This window comes from Stenotrophomonas sp. 05L44_2 (assembly GCF_056665995.1).
Map to the genome: position 1 here is coordinate 1 of NZ_JBFTNR010000288.1, position 6,449 is coordinate 6,449.

The following is a 6,449-nucleotide window of genomic DNA, read 5'->3' on the forward strand; positions in this document are numbered from 1 at the left end:
CCGCCACTGGGGGCAGCGAGCGCCACGCGCTGGTGATCGACCACCAGCTGCGACCGCTTTTCAGCTTCTTCCAGGCGCGAACGCTGCCCTTGGGTGTCTACGCAACCGACAAGGATTTCGCAGACGGCTGCGTGCAGAACGAGGCCCTGATGCAGCGGGCGCGGCTGGCGGTGCAGCGAGCGATGCCCCTGCTTGCCCTCTCCCATCGTGCAGCACCTGCCGTTACCGAGGCCGCTGCAATCCTCTGAATGCCGAATGCCAGCGACCTGCATTCGGATGTCACCCCCGCAACCCGGAACGCCGCCCATGACGACCGAGAACTTCACCTTCAGCATCACCCGTATTCCTTTCAACGAGGACTACCAGCCCGCTGACGGCACGCGAATCACCACCAACTTCGCCAACCTGGCCCGCGGCGAATCCCGCCAGGAAAACCTGCGCAACACGCTCGGCATGATCAACAACCGCTTCAACGATCTGGCGCACTGGGACAACCCCAGCGCGGATCGCTACGCGGTCGAGCTGGACATCATCTCGGTGGAGATGCACATCGATGGCAGCGACGGCAGCGATACGTTCCCGTTGATCGAGGTGCTGCGGCCGACCATCGTCGACACGCGTACCGGCGTGCGTACGGAAGGCATCGTCGGCAACAATTTCTCCTCCTACGTCCGCGACTACGATTTCAGCGTCGTGCTGCCCGCCAGCAACGAAGGCAAGGCCACCTTCGGCATTCCCGAAGACTTCGGCGATCTTCATGGCAAGCTGTTCAAGCACTTCCTGGCGTCCGACGCCTACCGTGCGCACTTCAGCAAGCCGCCGGTGATCTGCATCAGCGTGTCCAGCAGCAAGACCTACCACCGCACCGAGAACTACCATCCCATCCTGGGCGTCGAGTATCGGCAAGGCGAGTTCTCCCCCACCGACCAGTACTTCGACAAGATGGGGCTGCAGGTGCGTTACTTCATGCCGCCAGGCAGCGTCGCGCCACTGGCGTTCTACTTCCAGGGTGACCTGCTGGGCGACTACTCGAACCTGGAACTGATCGGCACCATCAGCACGATGGAGGCCTTCCAGAAGATCTACCGCCCCGAGATCTACAACGCCAATTCCGTAGCGGGCAAGGTCTACCAGCCCAGCCTGAAGCACCAGGACTATTCGTCCACCCGCATCGTCTACGACCGCGAAGAACGCAGCCAGCTGGCGGTCAAGCAAGGCCGATTCACCGAAGAACACTTCATCAAGCCGTACCGCGCCGTGCTTGAGCAGTGGGCCGCCCGCTGATCCACCGCTTTTCCATTCGCCCCTCAGGACACAAGACGCAATGTCGACGAAGAAACTGCTCCCCACCTCCACCGCAGGCAGCCTGCCCAAGCCCTCCTGGCTGGCCGAGCCCGAAAAGCTCTGGTCGCCCTGGAAGCTGCAGGATGACGGCCTGATTGAAGGCAAGCAGGATGCCCTGCGCCTGTCCCTGCAGGAACAGCAGCACGCCGGCATCGACATCGTCAGTGACGGCGAACAGACACGGCAGCATTTCGTCACCACCTTCATCGAACACCTCAGTGGCGTCGATTTCCAGAAGCGTGAAACCGTCCGCATCCGCGACCGCTACGACGCCAGTGTGCCCACCGTGGTGAGCGCTGTCAGCCGCCCGAAGCCGGTGTTTGTGGAAGATGCGAAATTCCTGCGCAGGCAGACTACGCAGCCGATCAAATGGGCGCTGCCGGGCCCGATGACCATGATCGACACCCTGTATGACGCGCACTACAAGAGCGCTGCACTGGAGCGCGCGGTCGAAGGGCTCAAGTGCGAAACCGCGGTCCATATCTGCTACGGCTACGGTATCAAGGCCAACACCGACTGGAAGCAGACGCTGGGTTCGGAATGGCGCCAGTATGAAGAATCGTTCCCGAAGCTGCAGACGTCCAGCATCGACATCATCTCGCTGGAATGCCACAACTCGCACGTGCCGATTGACCTGATCGAGCTGGTGCGCGGCAAGAAGGTGATGGTCGGTGCCATCGATGTGGCTTCCAGCACGGTCGAGACGCCGGAAGAAGTGGCCAACACGCTGCGCAAGGCCCTGCAGTTCGTGGATGCTGACAAGCTCTACCCCAGCACCAACTGCGGCATGGCGCCGCTGTCGCGTGACGTAGCACGAGGCAAGCTGCGCGCGCTCAGCGCAGGTGCACAGATCGTCCGCGACGAGCTTCTGGCCCGCGGCTGAGCACGAGTGCGCATGCGGGCGCACACGCTTGGATGGATGAGGCAAAGGCCGCGCGCCAGTGCGGGAGCCCACCGCTCCCACACTGGCGCCGCCTCCCCTGCTCCTGTGCCCCCACACTCAGCGCTGCTGATCCTTCAGGAACAGCCAGGTAATCAACGTGGCATCCGGCCCCTTGGGATCGGTGAACGGCAAACCGGACTGGCTGCCGCTCCAGGCATGCCCCATTCCCTGCACCACGTAATGCTGCACCAGCGTCCTGCCGCCATAGGTGTAAGAGTCAACCGTGTAGGCACGCCCACCCGGCACCTGGCCGTGGAAGGTGCTGGTCGGCACGTACTTCACCGAGTCGTTGTCCACGCCATCGTCAGCCAGGTCGTTGGTCTGCAGGAACTGGCGCACGGCCTGCTGCCCATTGATCGGGTTCACCGTGGCGTCGGCGGTGCCATGGAAGACCAGCACCGGGATCGGCCGCGGCGACGGCGAGCCCGAGCACTGCCAGGCCAGCCGCCCGTTGCTGTCCGGTGAGTAGATGCTGCCGGCCAACAGCGCATAGGCGCTGCCGGAAATCGTGGTCGCGCCCTTGTACATGCCGCCGGAGTGGATCGCGCCCGCCGCGAACACATCCGAATAACAGGCCAGCATGATCGAAGTCATCGCCCCGCCGGCGGAAATGCCGGTGACGTACACGCGATGCGGATCGATGCTGTAGCCCGCTTTCACCTTGTCCACGATGCCGGCCAGGATGGAGGCTTCGCCACTGTCGCGTGCCTGGTTGATCGGCAGCTGCCAGTTCCAGCAGCGTGCGGGGTTGGAGGTGACGTTCTGCCGCGGGTAGACCACGATGAAGCCTTCGGTGTCGGCCACCTCGTTGAAGCCGGAGGCCTCGCCCATCAGGTTCGGCCCGGTCACGCAGCCGTGCAGCACCAGCAACAGGGGCAGTGGCCGCGTTTCGTCGTAGCCGGCCGGCACCCACACCTGGTACTCGCGGGCACCGAACAGATTGCCGTACAGGCCAACGTCCCAATGCCCGGGTGGGTCTGCCGCAGAGGCGGCGCCCGTGGTGGCCAGCCAGGTGCACAGCAGCAGCATCAGCGCCTTGATTGAATCGATTCCAGATTTCATGACCAGATCCTCATGCGTGAGTCGTGGATGAAGTGGTACCGGAAATCCTCGTGGACCGACCTTCCAGAGGGTGCTGCGACGCCGCTGTCAAACCCAGCCGGTGGCGTAGTAGATGCCGATCACCACGAACACCGCGAGGGTCTTGATGATGGTCACTGCGAAAATGTCCTTGTAGGCCTGCCGATGGGTCAGCCCGGTGACCATCAGCAGGGTGATGACTGCACCGTTGTGCGGCAGGCTGTCCATGCCGCCGGATGCCATCGCGGCAACACGATGCAGCACCTCCATCGGGATGCCGGCAGCCTGCGCGTTGGCGATGAAGGTCTCCGACATTGCCGCCAGGGCGATGCTCATGCCGCCCGATGCAGAGCCGGTGACACCGGCCAGACCGGTTACGGTGACCGCTTCATGCAGCAGGGGGTCCCTGATCGCCCCCAGCGCGTTGGCCACCACCATGAAGCCGGGCAACGCGGCGATGACCGCGCCGAAGCCATATTCCGAGGCGGTGTTCATGGCTGCCAGCACGGCACCACCGATCGCCGCCTTGGTGCCTTCGGCAAACTGGGTGACCACCGGGCGCCAGGCCAGCGCCAGCACCGACAGGATGCCAACCAGCAGCGCCCCCAGCACGGCCCAGATTGCGGTGATCTTCGCCACGCCCTGCACCACCGGCGCGGCGCTGCCCATGATCGACGGCACGAAGCTGTGCTCCGCACCGTACCAGTGCGGTATGCCCAGGGTGAACAGCTTGTTGGACACAAACACCAGCAGCAGCGGCAGCACGGCAATGCCCGCGTGGGCCAGATGCGTGCCTGCGAACGGTGCCGGCTCGTTCACCAGCGTGGCCGGGTCTCCGTAGCCCTCGCCACTGCGCGCCGCCGCGCGACGGCGCCACTCCAGGTAGGCCATGCCCACCGCAAGCACGAACACACTGCCCAGCGTACCCAGCACCGGAGCCGCCCAGGTATCGGTGCCGAAGAACGTGGTCGGGATGATGTTCTGGATCTGCGGCGTGCCCGGCAATGCGTCCATGGTGAAGCTGAAGCCGCCCACCCCCAGCGTGGCCGGAATCAGGCGCTTGGGGATGTTGCTCTGGCGGAACATCTCGGCCGCGAACGGATAGACCGCGAACACCACCACGAACAATGACACGCCGCCGTAGGTGAGCAGGCCCGACACCAGCACGATCGACAGCATCGCCCGCTGCGGTCCGAACAAGCGGATCGCCGCACCCACGATCGAGCGGGAGAAGCCGGACAGTTCGATCAGCTTGCCGAACACSGCGCCSAGCAGGAACACCGGAAAGTAGAGCTTGAGGAAGCCAACCATCTTGTCCATGAACAAGCCGGTGAACATCGGTGCCACCAGCGAGGGATCGGTGAGCAGCACTGCGCCAAGCGCGGCGATGGGCGCGAACAGGATCACGCTGTAACCGCGGTAGGCCACCAGGATGAGGAAGGCCAGCGCTGCAAGTACGATCAGTAACGACATACGGCGCTTCCGGGTGGGGACGCGCCCAGTATCCGGATCTGGCGACCGCTGCCGACTGGACCTAGGTCCACTCGCCGGTGCGCAACCGCGCCGCTAGCCTAGCGTCCATGGGTGGCAATGGGCCATTCGCCGCGTACATGCCTTGGGGGAGGACCGAATGAAACGGAATTGCTTGAGCCTGATGATCGGCACACTGCTGGCCACCGGGCCGGTTCTGGCGCAGGACGCACCGCAGGGCGCGCCGGCAGCCGCCCGCACCGCTTCGGCCACCAACCTGGACAGCATCACGGTGACCGCACGCAAGCGCGAGGAAACCCTGCAGGAGGTGCCGGTTGCCGTCACCGCCTTTACGTCCGAAGCCCTGGACAAGATGAACGTCCAGGACATCAGCGACCTTGATGGACAGGTCCCCAACCTGACCATCTACGCGGCGCGCGGCGCCAGCAGCACGGTCACCGCCTACATCCGCGGTGTTGGCCAGTCCGACCCTACCTGGGGCGCTGACCCGGGCGTGGGCATCTACCTGGACGACGTCTACATCGCCCGTCCGCAGGGTGCGTTGCTGGACGTGTTCGATGTCTCGCGCATCGAGGTGCTGCGCGGTCCGCAGGGCACGCTGTACGGCAAGAACACCATCGGCGGTGCCATCAAGTACATCTCGCGCGGCCTGCCCACCCAGACCGAAGGCTTCGCCCAGATCACCGTGGGCAACTACAGCCAGTTGGACGCCAAGGCGGCGATCGGCGGCCCGATCGGCGGGGCCGACAGCGGCCTGCGTGCGCGCGTGGCGGTGGCCAGCATGAATCGTGACGGCTTCGGCGAGAACACCTTCACCAACCAGCCGGTCAGTGACAAGCAGATCAATGCTGCGCGCTTCAACCTGGGTGCGTATGCGGGCGACGACTTCGACGTGCAGTTCGCCCTGGACTGGATCGACGACCAGTCCGGCATGCGTGGCTCGAAGATGCTGGCACCCAACCCGTTCGTGCGCGCCTACCCGCCGATGGATGACCGCTACGACATCCGCTCGGGCATGCGCAACCTCAACAGCGTGGAGACCAAGGGCGCCTCGGCCACGGTGAACTGGCGGCCCAGCGAAGACGTTGCGCTGAAATACGTGGTGGCCAAGCGCGAATCGGACAGCGACGCGAACATCGACTTCGACAGCACGCCGGTCAAGCTGGCCGATGTAGGTGGCACTTACCATGACGACCAGGTCAGCAACGAGGTGCAGCTGAACTACGATGCCGGCGGCCGCGTGCGCGGCGTGGTGGGCCTGTACCAGTTCAGTGGCGAGGCCGGTGGACAGATCCGCAACAACTTCTTCAACCTGCAGTTCGGCGACACCCGTGGCAAGGTGCTCACCGACAGCATCGCGCTGTACGCCGACTGGACGTTCGACCTGACCAGCAAGCTGAAGCTGGACGTCGGCGCCCGCTACACCGACGAGGACAAGCGCGCGATCGTGCTCAACCGCTTCTACTCGGATGCGACGTTCACCCGTCCGATCGCGGTCGCCGCCGATTTCGACAAGAAGACCAATTTCAAGAACATCTCGCCCAAGGTGTCGCTGGATTACCAGATCACCCCGGACATCATGGTCTACGGC

Annotated in this window: 6 protein-coding genes; 4 read left to right on the forward strand and 2 right to left on the reverse strand. The window is 64.4% G+C overall.

Features of this window, described 5'->3' with window-relative positions; all coding sequences use genetic code 11:
• The 3 genes from AC1VAN_RS11510 to AC1VAN_RS11520 form a co-directional block, all read left to right on the forward strand.
• The coding region (locus tag AC1VAN_RS11510) for an NADPH-dependent FMN reductase family protein (RefSeq protein WP_480985836.1) at positions 1–248 on the forward strand (248 nt) is incomplete at its 5' end.
• Between the two features lie 58 nt (positions 249–306).
• Positions 307–1,284 (forward strand): DUF1852 domain-containing protein, encoded by a 978-nt coding sequence (locus AC1VAN_RS11515; RefSeq protein WP_032974723.1) that lies wholly within the window; start codon positions 307–309, stop codon positions 1,282–1,284.
• A 40-nt stretch (positions 1,285–1,324) separates the two neighbouring features.
• Positions 1,325–2,227, forward strand: a complete 903-nt coding sequence (locus tag AC1VAN_RS11520; protein WP_480985837.1) for a methionine synthase family protein — start codon at positions 1,325–1,327, stop codon at positions 2,225–2,227.
• Between the two features lie 117 nt (positions 2,228–2,344).
• Here AC1VAN_RS11520 and AC1VAN_RS11525 read toward each other — a convergent pair whose 3' ends face one another.
• Positions 2,345–3,349 carry an extracellular catalytic domain type 1 short-chain-length polyhydroxyalkanoate depolymerase gene (locus AC1VAN_RS11525; RefSeq protein WP_025874524.1) on the reverse strand — a complete coding sequence of 335 codons (1,005 nt, stop codon included), beginning with the start codon at positions 3,347–3,349 and terminating at the stop codon, positions 2,345–2,347.
• Between the two features lie 87 nt (positions 3,350–3,436).
• Complete coding sequence (locus tag AC1VAN_RS11530) at positions 3,437–4,840, reverse strand: GntP family permease (protein WP_313113604.1); 1,404 nt, start codon at positions 4,838–4,840, stop codon at positions 3,437–3,439.
• A gap of 181 nt (positions 4,841–5,021) precedes the next feature.
• Between AC1VAN_RS11530 and AC1VAN_RS11535 the strand changes: the two genes are divergently transcribed.
• Positions 5,022–6,449: TonB-dependent receptor (locus tag AC1VAN_RS11535; protein WP_480985838.1), on the forward strand; the 1,428-nt coding region annotated here is incomplete at its 3' end.